The organism is Paenibacillus sp. sgz302115 (assembly GCF_056120445.1).
This window is the reverse complement of sequence record NZ_JBVYOK010000016.1, coordinates 1-19430: the sequence shown is the minus strand read 5'-3', so window position 1 is coordinate 19430 and position 19430 is coordinate 1. Positions and strand designations below refer to the sequence as shown.

At 45.0% G+C, this 19430-nt stretch carries 12 protein-coding genes, 12 tRNA genes and 1 rRNA gene; 2 read left to right on the top strand and 23 right to left on the bottom strand.

The window, feature by feature from the left end:
* Window positions 1–523 precede the first annotated feature (523 nt).
* Window positions 524–2686, top strand: a complete 2163-nt coding sequence (locus AC0LWN_RS24175) for an HNH endonuclease (protein WP_474669858.1) — start codon at window positions 524–526, stop codon at window positions 2684–2686.
* A gap of 371 nt (window positions 2687–3057) precedes the next feature.
* Here the strand turns inward: AC0LWN_RS24175 and AC0LWN_RS24170 are convergent, their stop codons facing one another.
* The gene (locus AC0LWN_RS24170; protein ID WP_474669856.1) at window positions 3058–3291 is read right to left on the bottom strand and encodes a hypothetical protein; all 234 of its coding nucleotides are present in this window, start codon (window positions 3289–3291) and stop codon (window positions 3058–3060) included.
* A gap of 426 nt (window positions 3292–3717) precedes the next feature.
* Window positions 3718–3963, bottom strand: a complete 246-nt coding sequence (locus AC0LWN_RS24165) for a hypothetical protein (RefSeq protein WP_474669854.1) — start codon at window positions 3961–3963, stop codon at window positions 3718–3720.
* 612 nt (window positions 3964–4575) lie between these two features.
* On the opposite strand from AC0LWN_RS24165, the gene AC0LWN_RS24160 reads away from it, so the two are divergent.
* Window positions 4576–5325, top strand: coding sequence for a helix-turn-helix domain-containing protein (locus AC0LWN_RS24160; RefSeq protein WP_474669852.1), 750 nt, complete (start codon window positions 4576–4578; stop codon window positions 5323–5325).
* Window positions 5326–5887: 562 nt separating this feature from the next.
* On the opposite strand, the gene AC0LWN_RS24155 is transcribed toward AC0LWN_RS24160, so the two are convergent.
* The 21 genes from AC0LWN_RS24155 to rrf all read right to left on the bottom strand — a co-directional run bounded on the left by AC0LWN_RS24155 (window position 5888) and on the right by rrf (window position 19407).
* Window positions 5888–6091, bottom strand: coding sequence for a helix-turn-helix domain-containing protein (locus AC0LWN_RS24155; protein ID WP_474669850.1), 204 nt, complete (start codon window positions 6089–6091; stop codon window positions 5888–5890).
* Window positions 6092–6273: 182 nt separating this feature from the next.
* Window positions 6274–8106 carry a glutamine--fructose-6-phosphate transaminase (isomerizing) gene (gene glmS / locus AC0LWN_RS24150; protein ID WP_474669848.1) on the bottom strand — a complete coding sequence of 611 codons (1833 nt, stop codon included), beginning with the start codon at window positions 8104–8106 and terminating at the stop codon, window positions 6274–6276.
* 668 nt (window positions 8107–8774) lie between these two features.
* A complete protein-coding gene (gene glmM / locus AC0LWN_RS24145) occupies window positions 8775–10115 on the bottom strand; it encodes a phosphoglucosamine mutase (protein WP_474669846.1) in 1341 nt (446 codons plus the stop codon).
* 110 nt (window positions 10116–10225) lie between these two features.
* Window positions 10226–11686 (bottom strand): CdaR family protein, encoded by a 1461-nt coding sequence (locus AC0LWN_RS24140; protein WP_474669844.1) that lies wholly within the window; start codon window positions 11684–11686, stop codon window positions 10226–10228.
* Window positions 11679–12509: a diadenylate cyclase CdaA gene (cdaA, locus tag AC0LWN_RS24135; protein WP_458966350.1), complete on the bottom strand. Its 831-nt coding sequence runs from the start codon at window positions 12507–12509 to the stop codon at window positions 11679–11681. Before cdaA ends, AC0LWN_RS24140 begins: the two co-directional genes overlap by 8 nt.
* A gap of 208 nt (window positions 12510–12717) precedes the next feature.
* Window positions 12718–13332, bottom strand: a complete 615-nt coding sequence (locus AC0LWN_RS24130; protein WP_474669842.1) for a zf-HC2 domain-containing protein — start codon at window positions 13330–13332, stop codon at window positions 12718–12720.
* Window positions 13333–13454: 122 nt separating this feature from the next.
* Complete coding sequence (gene sigW / locus AC0LWN_RS24125; protein ID WP_042239892.1) at window positions 13455–14021, bottom strand: RNA polymerase sigma factor SigW; 567 nt, start codon at window positions 14019–14021, stop codon at window positions 13455–13457.
* 596 nt (window positions 14022–14617) lie between these two features.
* Window positions 14618–17410 (bottom strand): phosphoenolpyruvate carboxylase, encoded by a 2793-nt coding sequence (gene ppc / locus AC0LWN_RS24120; protein WP_474669840.1) that lies wholly within the window; start codon window positions 17408–17410, stop codon window positions 14618–14620.
* A gap of 774 nt (window positions 17411–18184) precedes the next feature.
* Window positions 18185–18258, bottom strand: a tRNA-Pro gene (locus tag AC0LWN_RS24115).
* A 16-nt stretch (window positions 18259–18274) separates the two neighbouring features.
* Window positions 18275–18348 (bottom strand) — tRNA-Gly (locus AC0LWN_RS24110).
* 12 nt (window positions 18349–18360) lie between these two features.
* Window positions 18361–18434: transfer RNA gene (locus AC0LWN_RS24105), tRNA-Pro, on the bottom strand.
* A 22-nt stretch (window positions 18435–18456) separates the two neighbouring features.
* A tRNA-Arg gene (locus tag AC0LWN_RS24100) sits at window positions 18457–18533 on the bottom strand.
* 8 nt (window positions 18534–18541) lie between these two features.
* Window positions 18542–18616: transfer RNA gene (locus tag AC0LWN_RS24095), tRNA-Gly, on the bottom strand.
* A gap of 8 nt (window positions 18617–18624) precedes the next feature.
* A tRNA-Leu gene (locus tag AC0LWN_RS24090) sits at window positions 18625–18708 on the bottom strand.
* 16 nt (window positions 18709–18724) lie between these two features.
* A tRNA-Lys gene (locus AC0LWN_RS24085) sits at window positions 18725–18797 on the bottom strand.
* Window positions 18798–18802: 5 nt separating this feature from the next.
* A tRNA-Gln gene (locus AC0LWN_RS24080) sits at window positions 18803–18876 on the bottom strand.
* A 52-nt stretch (window positions 18877–18928) separates the two neighbouring features.
* A tRNA-Val gene (locus AC0LWN_RS24075) sits at window positions 18929–19004 on the bottom strand.
* 43 nt (window positions 19005–19047) lie between these two features.
* Window positions 19048–19122: transfer RNA gene (locus tag AC0LWN_RS24070), tRNA-Glu, on the bottom strand.
* 10 nt (window positions 19123–19132) lie between these two features.
* Window positions 19133–19208 (bottom strand) — tRNA-Thr (locus AC0LWN_RS24065).
* Between the two features lies 1 nt (window position 19209).
* Window positions 19210–19285, bottom strand: a tRNA-Asn gene (locus AC0LWN_RS24060).
* A 5-nt stretch (window positions 19286–19290) separates the two neighbouring features.
* Window positions 19291–19407, bottom strand: a 5S ribosomal RNA gene (gene rrf, locus AC0LWN_RS24055).
* Window positions 19408–19430 lie beyond the last annotated feature (23 nt).

Here is a 19430-nt window from a genome sequence, read left to right as displayed (position 1 = left end):
TGGATATCAACACGATTGTATCAAAAGCTATGAGATGCTGCAAAGCATGGAGTTTTCCGGCAAAAACGTTCTGGAGGATCGAGGCCACGACATGAATAACATTTTGAATCTGGATTCAAGAGCAAAAAGCTACTGCCGTCATTCCCAGCCGCAAACATCGCAAAGTTCAACGCTAATTCGATTGGTAGCTTTATAAAGAATGTCATTTGGTGGAATGCTTCTTTAATAAACTCAAACATCACCGAAGACTGGCTACACGCTACGATAAACTGTCTTGCACTTTAGTAGCTTTTTTATCCCTCACGTCTATTTTGCTATGGTTAAATTAGGTTTGAAGACACTTTCTAATTGGACGAATACAAAGAACGACATCGCCCCCTCTTATAGTGTGGGAAGAATTCTTTTTTGTGTGTGATTTTAAAAAATTGCATGTAGATAACGCCTAGTGCTGGTATAGTTATAATACTGACTATCCAGGAAATTACTTGCAATCAACCAGCAATATAATAACGAGGTGAAACCAATGGCTTTTGCTCCAATAATTAGAGAACAAGCCTTAATCGCATGTAAAAGACATTGTGTAATATGCGAGCAGCCAAAAGGGAAAAAAATCGAATGCCATCATATCAAACCACAAGCAGAAGGCGGCAAGGATACCCTAGACAATTGCATCCCTTTATGTTTTGATTGCCATGAGGAAATTGGATCATATAATTCAAAACATCCAAAAGGGAATAGTTTTTCTTACAGTGAATTGAAGTATAGACGGGATGATTTTTATGCACGCGTTCAACAAGGAGAATTTCCAAAACAAGATTCGCTTTTTAACAGAAGAATGTCCGAAAATCAAACAACACCTCAAACAGCGAAAAAATATCAACCCCAACATGTTACGTTATCTATAGAAAAATTAAAAGGTCATTTTGTAAATACTGCACACTATAATAGTGGAGTCAGTAAATTAGAGCATGCAAATTCTTTAATGTTAATAGGATGTTCCGGTATAGGAAAAACGGACACTTCAATCATGATTGCCAGTAATTTCATGGATAGGGAAGGTTATAATTATAGATTTGTTTCTTGTCCAAAAGAGACTGACTTTGAAAATATTCTTAATTTAATCGATGGGGATGTAAATCAAAAAGAAGTATTGATCTTTGATGATTTTCTAGGTGTTAGACAGTTGGCAGATTCCGAGAGTTATTTCAATGGATTAGAATTTTTTTTAAAATATATTGACAATTATGAAAACAAGAAGTTTATTTTCAACTCGCGTAAAACAATACTTGAAGTTGCAAGAGCGGATAATAAAAAGATAGATCGATTAATTAAACAAAACTTTGAATTAGTGGATTTAGATAATTGGAAAACCATTGAGGATAAATTGAACATCTTTAAAACGTATTGTAAAAAAGAACAAATTTGGGATCAAATAATACATCTCCTGAATGAGAATAATTGGAGCAAAAAACTATTAATGCGTATTTTGGAGCATCCGAATTTCACACCTTTTATTATAAAAACGGCCTCTAAAGATTGTTCAAGGGCTGATTCATCCGCATATGAAAATATCTTTATAGAACACTTAAGCAATCCAGACGATATATGGGAGAAGGAGGTTCAAGCATTAGATCCCTCTTCCCGGCAATATATCAATGTATTTTACTCCCTGTCGGATAGCTTTATTAGTTTGAAAATTGTTGATGAATGTTATGAAAGTTATTTATCAACGTTACCAGAATTACCCAAAATCTCATTATTCGATATACATAACCGCATTGAGAAATTGATTCATTATGATGATGATAAAATAGAATTCACTCATCCGTCGCTGATCGATTACCTTGGTAAAAAAATCACTCTTGAGGACAAAGAACATATTATGAATTCGGCTAATTATTTGGAACAGATCGAAAAATTAGATACCGAAAAAAGTTATATGAAAGGATTAATGGGGTTACATAAGAACTCTGAATTACCCTTAATTTTTAATTATAAAGTACTCCCCATCAGATATATACTCGATCACGAAGAATATTTTGATGGTGACAATATGATTTGGATTCAATATTTAAAGTATCTTAAAAAATTCGATATTGCTGATAAGCAGCACGAGCCATTTGTACTTGAAATTCTAAATGCAGTGTTAAGAATTGGTCTTTCATCATTTTCTCTTAATGCCCATATCATTTTAGATGCCTTTAAACTGAACTATAATTATACATCAATTTTAAGCAATGAAGAACATGTAAAATCATTATTTGGATTCTCAAATAATAAAAATATCTGGGATTTAATTTCTCTTACTATGAGAAAATGCCCTGAAGGATATAATTACCTAGACATGCCCGATTATGTACAAGTCCGACTAACACAAGTGTTGCAAGATATAGGTGAAGAAGAACTCGTACTGCAAATAGAAGAAAGTGTTAACGAATACATATTGGATGAACTTGATCTCTACGAAGAAAATGAAGAATTTTACATTGATGATTTTGCAGCGTCAGTCAGAGATAATCTAATAAGTAGCCTGGAAGTTGAACTTGCTATGAATGCAATAATATCTATAATTAATAAAAACAACATATTAAATTATGATTTCAATGAGATTCAAGATTTAGAAGATGGACAATATATAATTGATACAATTGAAAATGCTGTTGATATATTTTTTCAAAATAAATAATGTCAATCATTCTTTAAAGTGAACATTTTGGCTAATTCATATTTTGATTCTAAGTCACAGTTAGGCCATAGTGAAATCTCAGTGTTGTAAGAGTGGTGCGATAAATGGACAGACGGTAGAATTTAAATGAGTTTGAGAAATTCAAGCGGCGATTTGTGCGCGTTGCCTCGCGATGGCAAATGCAGAGGCAAACAACACATCGCATTCAAATATTGGTGAGTTGTCACTTTTTGAATCCCCCAGACGTGAAGCTGGTCTGCAGTTAAATAAGCCTTCATTCAAGAATTGCAGCATTCTATGCTGGTTCGTTTATTGTAAAGTTCCTTCCAGCAGTGGCGCGGTTACCGCGATGGCGAGCAGCAAATGGCCCATTACGGCCAGCGCAAGGTTGACCACTCGACACTCTCCAAATAAGCAAAACAGGTCCCTTTTGCACTCTTCAAGCGTTTGCTGACAATCTTGATTGAACTGTGCAATCGCAAAACAAAGCGTCCCTTGGCATTCCAAAAGAACTGCTCGTCGTCGATTCCACTCAAGTCACTGTAGGCGCAGGCCAGCACCCTTGGGCTCCCATTCGCGGGCCAAAATTCGGGATTAAACTTCACGTCGCGCTCATAGCGGATCGGGGTGAAGTGCATCGGGTAACCGCAGAATGTTATTACCAATCTATCTAGTCCAAAGGTTGATGGAATGAGTTGAATGGGGTGCCTTGCCAAACTATTCTTTCCACATCAATGAACGACTTGCATCCCCCCCATCTCAAACATATAACGATTCGTCCCATTCGAACATGGAGAGCGATTTCCGCTCTTCGGCCTGAAGCGGCTGTCCCAGTTGCCGATGACGGCTGCCGTCTGGCATTCGAAATATTATTACTTGCATATATTCCAGCAGAAGGAAAATCTCCCGTGTCGTATGCTGTTCCAGATTTCGTTTTGTGCTCGTGCTCGTCTGACTACGAACTCTGCCTTGAATCGCATGGTACACCAATAAGGGATCAGAAACAAATAGCCCAGCACTTCACGATGCGGTTACTTCAAGTATATTTCATCGACAAGATAAAGGCCTTTTAAGATCGAGAAATTGCACTCTACCCCAATTTGTCCCTTGTATGTCTGCAGGATCGCGGACGCATCCATTGTTCTTCCCTGAAGCTCCTCTGGTACTTTAGAGACGAGTACAAATCGGGTTGCCTTGCGGCGAGTGGTTTGGATCGTTTCCTCGTCAGGGAACAGCAGTTCATAAACAATTCGACAGTGGGTCGCCCAATTCGTCACCGAGTCCTTTTTCGGACGACCGCGGGGCGCAAGATTTCTTCCACCTATTCGATACGCACTTCGAGTCTATAAAAGCTCAACGGATAATCGCTCAACCATTGCTTCAACGCGCTCTGCGCATCCTGCTTGCAATGAAACACAAGCCTTTCTCGGGCCCTTATCGCTTTTATCACGTGTTCGCACTCTTGCTGGGCACGCTTGTCGATCGTATGTGCTTTTTTCTTATCCAGAGCGCTTGATTCCACGACCGTTAACCGCACCGCAGGCCCCTCTTAAGACGCGTGAAATTGTTGAAGAAGGTAGTGTGCGCTCGTTTTTGCCAAGGCGAACACTTGATTTCCAAGGATACACGAAGTCTGTATTATATCTCTTCTAACCAAGAAGGAAATGACTTTTTGGTACATCGTTTTCTCGTTGATTTCGAGCATTCGCATTAAATAGGGTTCAGCATCATTTACTCTAGGAGATATTATTATACTGTTCTCTTTTTCTTCAAAAGAATGAAAGCAAACGTTTATTTGCTGTGCCATTTATTCCTCTTATGGTTTACACATTTACAAAACTGCAAATCACAAGTATGATTAACTCAAAGACTAAATTCTGAGGTGGATAATGCAATCTGACGTTTATTGGGTCACAGAGTCTCAAATTAACAAAGCAATTGAACAGGCAGATATCAACCTTTTACAAAAGGAAATGTTATTCATATTACAGAATTTCATAATGAATTTCTCTAACCATACTCCAGATGTCCTTTTATTCATTAAGTCATGGAAAGTCAATTTCAGATTGGATACTGAATTTCTCTTTTCTGAAGAGCATCTATCCACTCTAAAAAGAATTATGCTATTATCCGAAACAATGACTATAGAACCGGTCGAATTCCTTGAAACTAAGTTATTATTTGACTTTTGGTTTTATCAATCAACTACGAATGGGCATCTTGAATACTTTTATAACCCCCACACCCTTATAAACATTACTGATGCTGCTGCGTTGCTTTCCGTTTCTCGAACCATGCTATATAAGTATATTGAAAAGGGTCTTGAGGCTGTTGGAGCTAAAGGGAATCAGAAAATCCCCAAGGTTGTGCTTGAAGGTTGGCAAAACCCTTCATACGCTCTACAGATCCAATGGAATTCTCAAATAAAGTGGTTGCGGACCCTTAGTATACCAAAGCAAAGGCTTGAATTAGTAACTCGACAAATACATGAGTATGAAAAGATGTATAAAGGCACATTCAATCAATTATTTGGCCTTTTACGTAAAGATGAAATTGATGCTTCACCTGATTCTGTGGATATTGTCGATTGGAAAGAGCTTGAACATACAAAACTGCAGCTAATACATCTGTTACAATGAATCCGGTCATACCAATTCATCAATTCTATCCAAGATTAAGGAAACAAATTGATGCAAATCACTGCGATGGTATACCATCACGAAGGTCTTCAACATCAAGAACAGATGTCCATACATCTCTATCACCGCTTTCATTTGTATAAAGCAATAATAAACAAATGCAAGCGGTCATTGCATATAGATTATTAGTTCCACCTGGTTCGAGCTTTGAGTCTGGATTAACTTCGAATTTTTTACTGAGAAAACATTTCTTCTTTATTTGCATTTATTCAACAAATCCAAAGCTTTCTTGTTATCCTTGATTATCTTATTTTCGAACCCTTTCCAATGTATGGAAATTTTCAGCTAATTTAACTATCAATTTATCATCGTCATCAAGGTCCTTATACTAATTAAATCTAAATTCTTTACTACTTCTTTTGTATGTTCACAGACTTTTTGGTTATGCATTCTATTTGAGGTCTCTAATTGATAAATCCCATCTAGTTCACCGATAATGCAGAAGTTATGCTCAATTTTAATAAGAGCATCTTCTATGTCCTGAAAGCAGAGCTCAATTCCCCTAATTATCTTCGCCAAATAGCCAGTTTAAATCAACATAAAACTTATTTCTTAACTCATTAAGAGTCTCAGCAGACGGTTTTGTCTTCCCCTGTTCGATCTCACTTAGTCTTCCTTGTGAAATCCCAATTATTTCAGCAAAGTCAATCTGACTTAAGTTGTGCTTCTTTCGAATGGCCTTAACTTTTTCGCCTATCATATTCATCACTATTCCCCCATTCGAAACAAAATTGGGCCGTCCTCACCTTGAAGGACAGCCCATGATGTAAATCTATTGGTTACACACTTTTTTATTTAGTTACAATCTTTATTTTTCAGTTACAATCTTTATTTTTCAGTTACAAACATTTTTTAACGCATTCATCTATACTACTGTCACCCTACTCCCTACTCAACCGTTACACTTTTCGCCAAGTTACGTGGTTTATCGACATCGTGGCCCAGGGCCAGCGAAGCGTAGTATGCCAGCAATTGCAGCGCAACTACGGACAATGCAGGAGTCAGCATTGGCAGCGTCTTAGGAATGACGAAGGCCTGGTCGACGGATTTCAACAGGTCGGTAACATGCTCTTCGTGAGTGATTGCCAGGACGTCTGCGCCGCGGGCTTTCACTTCCTTGATGTTGCTGACGGTTTTCTCCAGGACGGAATCCTGAGTAGCCAGAGCAATGACCGGAATACCTTCCTCGATCAGCGCCAGGGTGCCGTGCTTCAATTCACCCGCCGCATAAGCTTCGGAATGAATGTAGGAGATTTCTTTCAGCTTCAGCGAGCCTTCTTGAGCTACTGCATAATCTACGCCGCGTCCAATAAAGAACAGGTGCTCATGCTCAGAGATTTGCTCAGCGTATGTTTTAATCGCTTCTTTTTTCTCCAGAATTTGTTCAACCTGCTCTGGCAATGCTTGCATAGCGGCCAGAATTCTGGTTACCTGCGCTTCAGTCTGTGTTCCGCGCACTTCAGCCAAGTAGAGCGCAAGCAAAGCAAATGCGATCAACTGGGAAGTATAAGCTTTGGTAGATGCTACTGCGATTTCCGGCCCTGCCAAGGTCACCAGCACATCATTAGCTTCACGGGCAATGGAACTACCAACTACGTTAGTGATTGCCAGCACATGTGCACCGTTCGCTTGACCTTCGCGCAGCGCTGCCAGCGTATCTGCAGTTTCACCCGATTGGCTGACTACAATCACCAGAGTTTCCGGGGTTACAATCGGTGACCGGTAACGGTACTCCGAAGCAATATCGTTCTCTACAGGAATGCGCACCAACGACTCAATCAGATTACGTCCAACGAGACCTGCGTTATAGGCAGTACCACAAGCAACGATCTGGATGTTGCGAATGTTTTTGATCTGTTCTACAGTCAGGTTCAGCTCCGGCAAAATAACCTTGTTGCCTTCAGCATTCATCCGGCCGCGCATCGTATCGCGGTAAGCCTTAGGCTGCTCGTGAATTTCTTTCAGCATGAAATGCTCATAGCCGCCTTTTTCTGCGGTAACTGCATCCCAATCGACAGTAATCATTTCCCGAGAAATAAAATTGCCTTCAATCGTCATCAATTCGACAGCATCCCGTGTCAATACAGCCATTTCGCCGTCGTTCAAAATATATACCTTGCGGGTATATTTCAGCAAAGCTGGAATATCGGACCCGATAAAGTTTTCGCCATCCCCGAGACCAATAATCAGCGGGCTTGCTTGACGCACAGCCACCAGCTTATCAGGCTCATATTCAGTCAGAACGCCAAGTGCAAAAGCACCACGCATGAAGGTAATCGCTTTTTGAACAGCCTTCACAATATCTCCTTCATACTCACGGGCGATCAGGTGGGAAATGACCTCTGTATCCGTTTCGGAAGTAAAGTGGCATCCTCCGGCAATCAGTTCTTCTTTGAGCTCCAGATAATTTTCAATAATCCCGTTGTGAACGACCGAGAACTTCTGGCTCTCATCGGTGTGAGGGTGGGAGTTCGCATCGGAAGGCTTGCCATGTGTTGCCCAGCGGGTATGACCGATTCCGGCACTGCCTGTCAGCGGTGTAGCTTCCAGTCTCGATTCCAGGTTCGCCATACGTCCCTGCGCTTTTACAACTTGAAGACCTTCCTTGGTAAATACGGCAATCCCTGCCGAATCGTACCCGCGATACTCCAGCTTCTTCAGACCCTCAATCAAGATCCCCTGCGAATTCTGATTCCCGATATATCCTACAATACCACACATTATATTTTCCTCCGTCCAAATTATCGTAGTGTGGGCGGCATAAGGAAAGAAACGTGCCGTGCGGCATGTTTTTGAGAAAAAGCAAATATTCTGTTGTCATTTCTACTCAACAAGTGGAACCGGCTGTATCATCCTTATAATGATAGCATCTGCTGCATATGGTTCATGAAATGCACAGTCTTCTCCTCTGCCGCGGCAGAATGCTCTGTGTTTCTTTCCGTTATTGCGCATACCCATGAATTGTTCATTACTGTCTGCACCCACAGAAACGTTGTGTGAAAGGTCGCCCTCGCATTTTCCGTTTCCATTTACGGCTCTGGTGCATCACCGGGAGGTCCCCGCCGAACATTTCGAACACCTCCACCTCGTCAGCTTACATCTGCCGTGATCCGTTCAAGCCTTGCCCTGATGGGCAACTTAAGGCCGTCCCTTCTCCCCCGCGCAAGATCAAGCTCTGGCGCTTACGGTTGTTAACCTTACTATCCCCGCTTTCCTTCTGGAATGACACTTAATCTATTATATGCACCTTACATCGTTTTGGCAATGCTGCAATAGAGAAATAATTTCCAGTTGCACAAGAAACTGAACAATCAAAACATTCAGCCGGTGAAGCCATATCAAGCATTTCCTTCCACCGGCTGATCATTCACCACACTAACAGTACTGATTTATACCAATTCACGCTGTACCACATCAACAATTTGCCCTACGTAAAGATCCAATTCAGCCTTATCCGGCCCTTCCGCCATTACGCGGATCAGCGGCTCGGTTCCTGAAGGACGCACCAGCACACGGCCATTGTCGCCCAGCTTGCTCTCCACTTCCTCGATTGCGGCTTCAATCGCCGGATTGTTCGGGTAATTGCTCTTATCCTGCACACGCACATTTACAAGCACCTGCGGATATTTAGTCATCATTGATTTCAAGACGCTGAGCTTCTTGCCCGATGACTTCATGGTATCTACCAGTTGGATCGCCGTCAGGATGCCGTCACCTGTAGTATTGTAATCCAGGAAAATAACATGGCCCGACTGCTCTCCGCCCAGATTGTATCCGCCACGGCGCATTTCTTCCATGACATAACGGTCACCGACCGCGGTTTTTGCTGTATTCAGCGATAATTTCTCTGTTGCTTTATAGAAACCGATATTGCTCATAACTGTGGAAACAATGGTTCCATCCTTAAGCTTGCCGGCACGGTTCATGGCATCCCCGCAAATACATAGGATAAAATCCCCGTCAACTTCTTCGCCTTTTTCGTCGATGGCAATCAGCCGGTCGGCATCCCCGTCAAAAGCAAGCCCCAAATCCGCTCCTTGACGCAGCACTTCCTCGCGCAGAGCTTCAGGATGCGTGGAACCGAAGCCATCATTAATGTTCAGCCCATCCGGTTCTGCCCCGATGGCAACCACTTCTGCGCCAAGCTCTCTGAACAGACGTGGTGCCAGCTCATAGGCTGCTCCATGAGCGCAGTCGAGCACAACCTTCATTCCCTTAAAGCTCTCGGAAATCGTAGTCTTAAGATATTCAAGATATAGATATTTAGCATCATTATCTACTGTAACTGTCCCGAGACCTGCTCCTACAGGCCGTGGCAGCTCATCCTTCTCTGCATCCATCAGTTCTTCAATCCGCAGCTCGGTTTCATCTGTAAGCTTGAAGCCGTCTCCGCCAAAGAACTTAATGCCGTTATCTTCGACCGGATTATGTGAGGCGGATATCATTACTCCGGCATCAGCCTTGAGCAATCTTGTAATATAAGCCACAGCAGGCGTGCTTACGACACCGAGCCGAATAACCTCAGCACCAATAGACAACATGCCGGCTACAAGCGCCGATTCCAGTAACGGGCCGGAAATACGCGTGTCCATGCCTATAACAACCTTCGGCTTCTCTACATTACCTGCTAACACATATCCTCCGCAGCGGCCGATACTGTAGGCCATCTCTGCTGTTAATTCACGGTTTGCGACTCCGCGCACACCATCTGTTCCGAAATACTTCCCCATTTGTTTTCTCCTTTGGATACGCTGCTATAGCTTATTGAATTATTGTATGAATGATTTTTTATTGCGTGTGCTTATAACACATATTATTAGACGTATTCTACTTTAAAAAGTTACGTCCCACCAGTACCGTTGGCACTATCGCCATTCCCATTAACGTCAGTCGTCCCATTGTTCTCCGCAGGGATATCGGATGGAGCCGGTGTTGTTGTAGCAGTATTTTCGCTGCTTTGTGTGGGAACTGTCACATTGCCCTGCCCTGAAGCGGGTTCAGCGCTTGGCTCTGGGGTCGGTGCACTCACGCTTCCACCCTTATCCGTTGCCCCGGAGACCGCCGGCGTTGCCGCAGCCAACAGCTCTACGGTCGCGGTGAGCCGCTGTGAGGCGTTGCCCAGTGAGATGAATCTTGGCAAGGATACATGCAGAACTACCTCATGACTCCCGGCCCCAAGGCCAACCACATCCGCCACTACACTGATATTATTCTTGTCTAGTTGATTGAGCAGGTTCGGTGCTCCAGATACAGTCAGGGTAACAGCTTTACCGGCTGGGTCCGTGATCTGAGCGGTAAGCCCTTTATCTACGCCTTCGAGCTTGATCGGGATATTGTCGATGGTCTTCTCGGCAACTTCCGAAGTCACTACCGAGACATTTACTGCTCCCGGTTCAACCTTCTGGGTTCCTTTTGGCGGTGCCAGCTCCAGCTTCAACTGCTTCGTGCCTGCGGAATCAATAGTGCTGAGATCCAGCGTCGCTTCATAGGACGAAAGAGACGCTAGCGTCGCTTCTGTACCATATACCGTTACTGTATCCTGTTCAGGCGTTACCCGGGACAAAGCCAGCGAACCAGGCAACTGGCCGGTAAAGCTGATATCCAGCGGCAGGATTTTGGATGGAAGGGTTATCGGCAGCTCCACAGATACGGAAGATGGTTCAATGACCGCATCCTTAATCTCGTTGCCGCTGCTGTCATACGCGTACAGCTTCAGCTTATTTTCCGTAATGTTGTCGCTCTCGCCATTCAACTGAATGACTCCCTGCACCTTGGCAATCTTGCTCAGTTCGCTGTCAGCCATTGTAACCTCTGCTGTTCCCGCCGGCTCCACGACAGGGGTTCCCACCAGATAACCCGCAGCCGGCTGCCCCTTGGTAATAACCGATATCGGAAAAGACTTGGTGTTTCGGAGCTCCACATGCACATTCACATCGTTCGGCGTAATCCCCTCCAGAATTACACCACTGGGCAATGAATAATGCAGCGGAAGTGTAGTATCCCCCGGCTGTACATTACTTAGATCAATCCACACTTTATAAGCGTCCGAAAACTTGTAAGTGAGATCCGACTTTTTGCCGCGAACCTCCAGCCTTACACTTTCGGCATCCTTAGTCATAACATACTTTTCCTCATCAAATCCTTTAACGTCTATATTTATATTTTCAATAATTTTGGATTCGGTGCTTACAGTAGTCTGACTAGTAGGCGCTGTATCTACATGGACAATCGTCCACAAGATGATGGCCAGGGCAAGAGCTAGAATTTTGTTGAAGTTATTATTCTTCATCCATTTATCCATTGCTCTTCTCCCCCTTCCGTTTCCAGAAAGCGGAACGTTTCTCCTGCAGCATAGAAGTGACACGCAGCTCCTGATACAGCTTGGATATCAAGGATTCTTCCTTAATATCACGCACGATCTGTCCGTTGATCGCCAGCGAAATCTGGCCGGTCTCTTCCGAAACCACAACAGACACGGAGTCTGCCACCTCACTGATCCCAATCGCCGCACGGTGGCGCGTTCCCAGCTCCTTGCTGATGAACGGATTCTCCGACAGCGGCAAATAACAGGCAGCGGCAGCAATCTGCCCATCCTGCATAATCAGCGCCCCGTCATGCAGTGGCGTATTGGGGATGAAAATATTGATAAGCAGCTCGGAGCTGACCACTGAGCGCATTGGGATACCAGACTCCGTATATTCGTTAAGTCCAGTAGCTCTTTCGAAGACAATCAATGCTCCAATTTTCCGCTGCGCCAAATAATTCACGGCTTTAATCACTTCACCGATCAGCTTGCTGAGCTCCTCGTCATTCTCGGTGGCCCGTCCAAAAATTTTACCCCGTCCAAGCTGCTCCAGCCCCCTTCGCAGTTCCGGCTGAAAGATGATAAATACCGCAAATATACCAAACGTAAAAATCTGGTTCATCAGCCATTTCAGCGTATACAGGTCCAGCAAGGTGCTCACTGCCCAGATCACAACCAGCACCAGAATACCCTTAAGCAGTTGAACCGCTCTGGTTCCGCGCACCATATTGAGCACTTTGTAGATAATGTAGCTGACGATCAGAATGTCGATTATATCTTTAATGGAATCCTTCCATGTCATGTCGGAAAAATAACTCATGCCAAAACCCCCGTCATTTCATATTAGCTGGGTTTATGTAAAAGCTCTGTAAGCTCTGGTTCATATCTAGGTTATAACGTTCCAGCCCAGGTTGCAAGTTTGGGCGGGCAGAGATTGAGGCAGTACGGTTTGCAGACAACAAAAAAGCGCCATCTTTCCGGAAAAAGAGGCGCAAATGATATTTCTGCTAAAAGCAACCAGGTGTTCCTTAACGGTAGGCAACTTCAGAGAACATGTTCGTCACTTTATACCAGAGCCAGCTTACCGCTTGGTCTATGCTTTTGACTTGCCCGGAGATATGAGCTGTTGATGCCTGGTACAAAGAGCCGTCGATCACAGTCACATTGCCGTTAACTTCACCGTATACCTGAGTTTTACCATTCTCCACCGTAAGATCGCCGGATATTGTTTTGCCGGAAGGTACGATAACCGTATCTCCTTTGATGACAACCTGTTCCAGATCGGTTCCTCTGACCACAAGCTGTCTGTCCTGATTCCAAAAAGTAACAGAGCTCATCAGCATCACTAGAACAAATACTGACGCCGCTGTAAGCGCAGGATGCCGTTTAATCCAGGTAACAAACGCGCGCTCCTTCTTGGGTTTCGGTAATGAATTCATAATCCGGTCAACAAGCTCCTCCGAGGCAACAGGATTCTGGTGCATCAGGGAAAACATCAGCATATCGGTCTGTTCCAATTCTTTGAACTTTGCACGGCAATCTGTACAGGATAAAAGATGCTCCTTCAATTCCCTCTGCTGCAGTTCGGGCAAGTCGTCATCCAGGTAGTCATGCATCATAGAGACGGCCAGTTTGCATTCCATAGGAGCCAATCCTTTCATGAGCGCTATTTAATTATTTCAAGGCAAAGGGGCAGGGCGCATAAGACTTGCTTAACTTACATACGTCGCTGCCAAGATGACGTTTCATAAAAAATAATCTATTTTTACAATTTGGGGCCTAATTTTTTACGCAAAAATTCACGGCCGCGGTGAACGCGGGTCTTAATCGTTGTTACGGGCATATCCAGCACATCACTGATCTCCTGAAGCGACAAATCCTGCAAATAGCGCAAAATCATCACTGACCTGTATTTCACAGGTAAACTGTCAATGGCCTCATAGATCAGCCCCTGTGTCTCGGAGAGCAGCAGTTCCGTTTCCGGTGTCACATTATCACTTGGGATCATGGAATAGCCGTCAATGCCTTCCTGGTCGTTCATCTCGGCATCCAGTGAATACGTCGGCCGCCGCTTGCGAAGTCTGTCAATGCAAAGATTAGTGCCGATGCGGTAGATCCAAGTTGAGAATTTCTGTTTGTCATCATAACGGTCCAAATTTCGATACACACGCAAAAAAGTCTCCTGAACGATATCCTCCGCTTCGTGGCGGTTGTTCAGCATCCGGTAAGCCAGATGATATATTTTGTCTTTATATAGTTCCACAAGCTCGGCAAACGCTCTTTGGTCGCCTTTCAAGGCGAGCTTTGTCAATCTGCCTTCCAGATTCTCCACCTGTTAACTCCCCCAGACTTGCCGCCCTTGGTATTTCATATCTTGAATGTCCACGGTACAAGCATTTAAATCGTAATTCATGTTTGTTCAAAAATCAAGGTATGGATTGTTACCTTCTATGTATATTGGGGAGATGCTTTGGCATTCGGAAAAATGTATCCGCTCATTAGTCGCAGGCTTCGAGGAACATTTGGATTTCCGGTCGCTGTTATTGTCAGATTTCCTGATTGGAAACCGCTGCCCGCGGTAGAAATCTGACAATAAAGGCGAACGCTGCGCTCCTCCAATTCCAAATTTCCTCTACGCCGCTCCATTCGCGGAAGTTCCAATGCCTGTTGCTCGGCCCAAAATACATCTTGGCAACAATGGGGGGAGGGGCAAAAGGCAGGAAGCTGCTTGGTTCCAGCGGCTTCGATTTCACAAACAAAAAAAGCCCGTCCGGCCTCAATTACTGAGGCGAACGGGCTGGGAAGCGGCTTTGCCGACTTCAACTACAACAACACAATATTCCAAAGACAAACGATGCGTAGGTCAAAACCAAGACAACAAGATCAAGGTCATAACCAGCTAGTGTTCAAAATTGAACAGCAAAGGCATCAGCCGGTATTCCGAAGACCGGCGGCAATGCCGTTGATGGTGAGCAGCACCTCACGCAGCAGCTCGGCGTCATCGCCTTCGACCTCGCGAAGGGCTCTGAGCTCGGATAGGAGCTGTACCTGCAGATAGCTGAGCGGATCTACGTAAGGATTCCGCAGGCGGATGGATTCCTGGATGACAGGAACGTTATCCAGAATCTCCTGCTGGCCGGTGATTTTGAGAATCAGCTCAGACGTCAGCTTGAATTCAGCTTCGATTTGTCCAAAGATACGCTGACGCGCTTCCTCATTTTTGCCCATACCGGCGTATTCCTTGGCGATAATCAGATCCGCCTTGGCTATTGCCATTTGAAGCGTATCAATCAGCGTAGTGAAGAACGAAAAATTAGCATACATATGCTGCATAATCTGCAGGTTCTCTTCTTTGTCATCATAGAAGCTCTGCAAGCCTGTTCCTGCGGCATACCAGGCCGGCAGCAGATAACGGCTCTGCGTCCAGGCGAAAACCCAAGGAATCGCACGCAGATCTTCGAACCGGTCGCTGTTCTTCCGTTTGGAAGGGCGCGAGCCGATATTAAGCTCCCCGACCTCAGGAAGCGGAGTGGATTCCTTAAAGTAGCTTAAGAAATCGGGATCACGGAAGATCAGATCCTGATATTTGTTCAGCGAGACCTCAGAGATATTCGCTATAATTTGTTCCCATTTCTCTTCATTAAGGTCCGCTTGCGGTGATCTTGCATGCATCGCTGCCGTAACCAGAGCGGAGGTTGCCTGCTCGAGACTGCGATAGGCAATGCCCTGCATCGAATAGCGGGAGGAGATAACCTCCCCTTGCTCTGTAATTTTAATGCCGCCGCCAATTGTCGAAGCCGGTTGGGCAAGAATACTGCGGTTTAGCGGCATCCCCCCGCGGCCAAGCGCACCGCCGCGGCCATGGAAAAATTTCAGCTTGATGCCAAATTTATCAGCCGTGGCTGTGATTTCTTTTAGGGCAACACGCAATTCCCAGTTCGCAGTGACCACACCGCCGTCTTTGTTGCTGTCCGAATATCCCAGCATAATTTCCTGTAAATCATTCATCGCTCTTACCGCATCACGATAAATCGGCAGGCTAAGCAGTGTATGCATGATTTGCGGTGCATTATGGAGATCATCAATCGTCTCAAACAACGGTACAGCCTGCAAAGTACACACGACAGTACCATCGTTGTCTTTACGGAATAAGCCTACTTCCTTGGCGAACACCATTACCTCGAGAATATCGCTTGTTGCTTCGGCCATACTGATCAGGTAACTTGTAATACACTGTTTGCCGTACTCCTCTTGCGCCATAAAAATAGTACGGTATACCGAAAGACATTCCTCCGTACTCTCGGTGTATGTCTGATACGGAGAAGTCAACGGGCGCGGATCGTTCAGCAGTTTTTCCAGAAGCACGATTTTCTCGTTCTCCTGCAGTTTGGCATAATCCTGCGTCACGTTCATTTTGGCCAGAATCTCCGTCATCGCATTCTCATGCTCTTGACTGTGCTGGCGAACATCCAGTGTTGCCGTATGAAATCCAAACAACTCTACCTGGCGGATCAGCTTCTTAATGTAGGTATCGGCTACATAATCCGCATAGTGATGCCGCAGACTGCGGTCGATCACATTCAAATCATCTATAAATTCTTCCAGAGAGGAGTAGCGCTCCGGCGTACCTTTTTTCTCATCGTCCATAACATTCTGCGTCTTGGCAATCATGTAGGCAAGCTTAATCCGGTAAGGCTCATTATCGTTATGCCAGGATTTCGCTTTATCCAGACTGATAACGCTCCGGTCTGACTCAATGGATTCCAGCAACTCAGGCGTCACCTTGACGATACTTGTACTAAAGCTCAGGTACTGCATCAGCTCACGCATAATCCGCTGATATTCCCGAATAGCCAGCTTACGCTGCAAACGCAGGGTCTGCATGGTAACAGAAGAAGTCACCGATGGGTTACCGTCGCGGTCGCCGCCGATCCATGAACCAAAACGCAAATACGTCGGTACATGCCAGTTCTGGCCCGGATAGTATTTACTCAAACATCGTTCAAGTTCTTGATATACGTCCGGCAATACCTGGAAAATAGTCTCATGGAAATAATACATTCCATTGCGCACTTCATCGAGCACCGTAGGCTTGCGGTCGCGCAGCTCATCCGTCTGCCATAAGGTAATGACCTCATTAAGCAGCTTCTCACGCAACTGTTCACGTTCGCGGAAGGTCAGGGTAGGATTATCCAACCCCATAACATCGTCGGAGATCCGCTTATGAATATCGAGAATTGCCCGGCGCATGGCTTCCGTAGGGTGAGCCGTCATGACCAGCTCCAAAGACAGAGCATTCATTATCTCATGAACATCCTCATGCGAGAAATCCCGCTCCCGGAGCTCCTGAATTGCGCTCTCTATGGAACCAGGCTGTACAGTCTCCCCGGCAGATCGTTCATAGTCGCGTTTGCGGCGAATCCGGTGGTTCTGCTCGGCAATGTTCACCAATTGAAAATAAATAGCGAACGCCCGTATCACCTGGTGGCGATTCTCCGGATCCAGTGAATTAATTAGCTCCTTAAATTCATTGTGCAGTTCAGGCAAAAACAATGAGCGCAGCGATTTACTGGACTCACGGATTTTCTCCACGATCTCCAGCAGTTCGTTGCCGCCTTGGTGAACCAAGACCTCGCCCAAAATATTCCCCAGGAACCGTACGTCACGCCGCAGCAGATTATTAGAGTTGCTTTTGCTGACGGCAGTCGTAAGTTCGGTCATGCTGCTCCCCCCATCCTCTTCCGGATCAATGCTTTTAACATTGTCTATTTGAAGCTTTCCTCATATCATACAATAAAACTGCCCGGAAATCTCCAACTTTATTGCGCTGTAAAGCGATACAGCAATTAAGATTATACACCAATCCGGCTATTTATACAGTGCTAAAAAAAATATGTATTTCTTCCTATTATAATGTCTGATCCGCGTCGGGTTTATGTAGCGACTATGTAATTATACATTACGCGAATTTGCATAAAAGTTGGGTCCGAAGAGTCGGTTGTCAATTATACTCACGCGTTATTTTTTGGTAGTCCCGGGACGATTGTTGTAATTTCAATTCAAATAGGCCCACTGTGGACTGCTGTTGTTAATTCTTGCTAACAGTGGAGGCTCCCTCTGGGAATTACAGCAGACAATTTGTACCAAGATTCTGCAAATCGTCCATAAAAATAACGTATGGATCAAAAAAAGTTCACCTTCGTCTTCATTATTCGCTACCTTTAATTATGTATAGAGCCGATCTTAAAACATAGCTTTGAGATGAAATAGATCGGTTATAGATTATTAAAAAAAGCCTATTAAGGGTGGACGAAGCCTCTACTTTGAACAAGCGCTCTAAAGCCACTAAGGCCCCCTATGAAGGCTACTGACACATATCGGGTGGGGGAGAAAGAGTTTAGCTCATCACTGTCCCTAAGTGAGCTATGGGCAAGTTTCTAAAAACAAAAAACCCTTACCGAAGTAAGAGCTCATGTCAGCTAATAAGCTGAATTATCGGGATGACACGATTTGAACATGCGACCCCCTGGTCCCAAACCAGGTGCTCTACCAAGCTGAGCTACATCCCGAAACGATATAAAATTATGGAGCGGGTGATGGGAATCGAACCCACGCTATCAGCTTGGAAGGCTGAAGTTCTACCATTGAACTACACCCGCGCAGATATAAAATCGGGATGACACGATTTGAACATGCGACCCCCTGGTCCCAAACCAGGTGCTCTACCAAGCTGAGCTACATCCCGTTATTTTGTAAAATAAATAAAATGGCGCGCCCTGAGAGATTCGAACTCCCGACCTTTTGATTCGTAGTCAAACGCTCTATCCAGCTGAGCTAAGGGCGCAAATATTATGGAGCGGACGACGGGAATCGAACCCGCGACCCTCGCCTTGGCAAGGCGATGCTCTACCGCTGAGCCACGTCCGCAAATTAGATGGTGCGCGTGAAGGGACTTGAACCCCCACGTCGTAAGACGCCAGATCCTAAGTCTGGTGCGTCTGCCATTCCGCCACACGCGCACAATAATAATAAAAGTGAGCCATGAAGGACTCGAACCTTCGACACCCTGATTAAAAGTCAGGTGCTCTACCAACTGAGCTAATGGCTCGCATTTGGCAGGGGATATAGGATTCGAACCTATGATGACGGAGTCAGAGTCCGTTGCCTTACCGCTTGGCTAATCCCCTTCGATGGATACCTATAAAATCCCCACAATCTCTTCCAACACGAGGACGATTATGGTGGAGGCTGAGGGGTTCGAACCCCCGACCCTCTGCTTGTAAGGCAGATGCTCTCCCAGCTGAGCTAAGCCTCCATATCTAAGGTTGTCCTCTAGGGAAAATGAAAAAAATCATAAATGGTGACCCGTATGGGATTCGAACCCATGTTACCTCCGTGAAAGGGAGGTGTCTTAACCCCTTGACCAACGGGCCTAAAAACTTGTGGAGCTCTCAACCGGATTCGAACCGGTGACCTCTTCCTTACCATGGAAGCACTCTACCTACTGAGCTATGAGAGCATGGCTCCCCGAACAGGACTCGAACCTGTGACAACTCGATTAACAGTCGAGTGCTCTACCAACTGAGCTATCAGGGAATAATGCTTGGCGGCGTCCTACTCTCCCAGGACCCTTCGGTCCAAGTACCATCGGCGCTGGAGGGCTTAACGGTCGTGTTCGGGATGGGTACGCGTGGAACCCCTCCGCTATCGCCACCAAACGTGCGCTTGTGGAACAAGCGCC

Coding starts and splice junctions, on each gene's coding strand:
- AC0LWN_RS24175 (WP_474669858.1), top strand. CDS start 524: ATGGCTTTTGCTCCAATAATTAGAGAACAAGCCTTAATCGCATGTAAA.
- glmM (WP_474669846.1), bottom strand. CDS start 10,115: ATGGGGAAGTATTTCGGAACAGATGGTGTGCGCGGAGTCGCAAACCGT.
- AC0LWN_RS24130 (WP_474669842.1), bottom strand. CDS start 13,332: ATGGAATGCAAACTGGCCGTCTCTATGATGCATGACTACCTGGATGAC.
- AC0LWN_RS24155 (WP_474669850.1), bottom strand. CDS start 6,091: ATGAATATGATAGGCGAAAAAGTTAAGGCCATTCGAAAGAAGCACAAC.
- AC0LWN_RS24140 (WP_474669844.1), bottom strand. CDS start 11,686: ATGGATAAATGGATGAAGAATAATAACTTCAACAAAATTCTAGCTCTT.
- ppc (WP_474669840.1), bottom strand. CDS start 17,410: ATGACCGAACTTACGACTGCCGTCAGCAAAAGCAACTCTAATAATCTG.
- cdaA (WP_458966350.1), bottom strand. CDS start 12,509: ATGAGTTATTTTTCCGACATGACATGGAAGGATTCCATTAAAGATATA.
- AC0LWN_RS24160 (WP_474669852.1), top strand. CDS start 4,576: ATGCAATCTGACGTTTATTGGGTCACAGAGTCTCAAATTAACAAAGCA.
- glmS (WP_474669848.1), bottom strand. CDS start 8,106: ATGTGTGGTATTGTAGGATATATCGGGAATCAGAATTCGCAGGGGATC.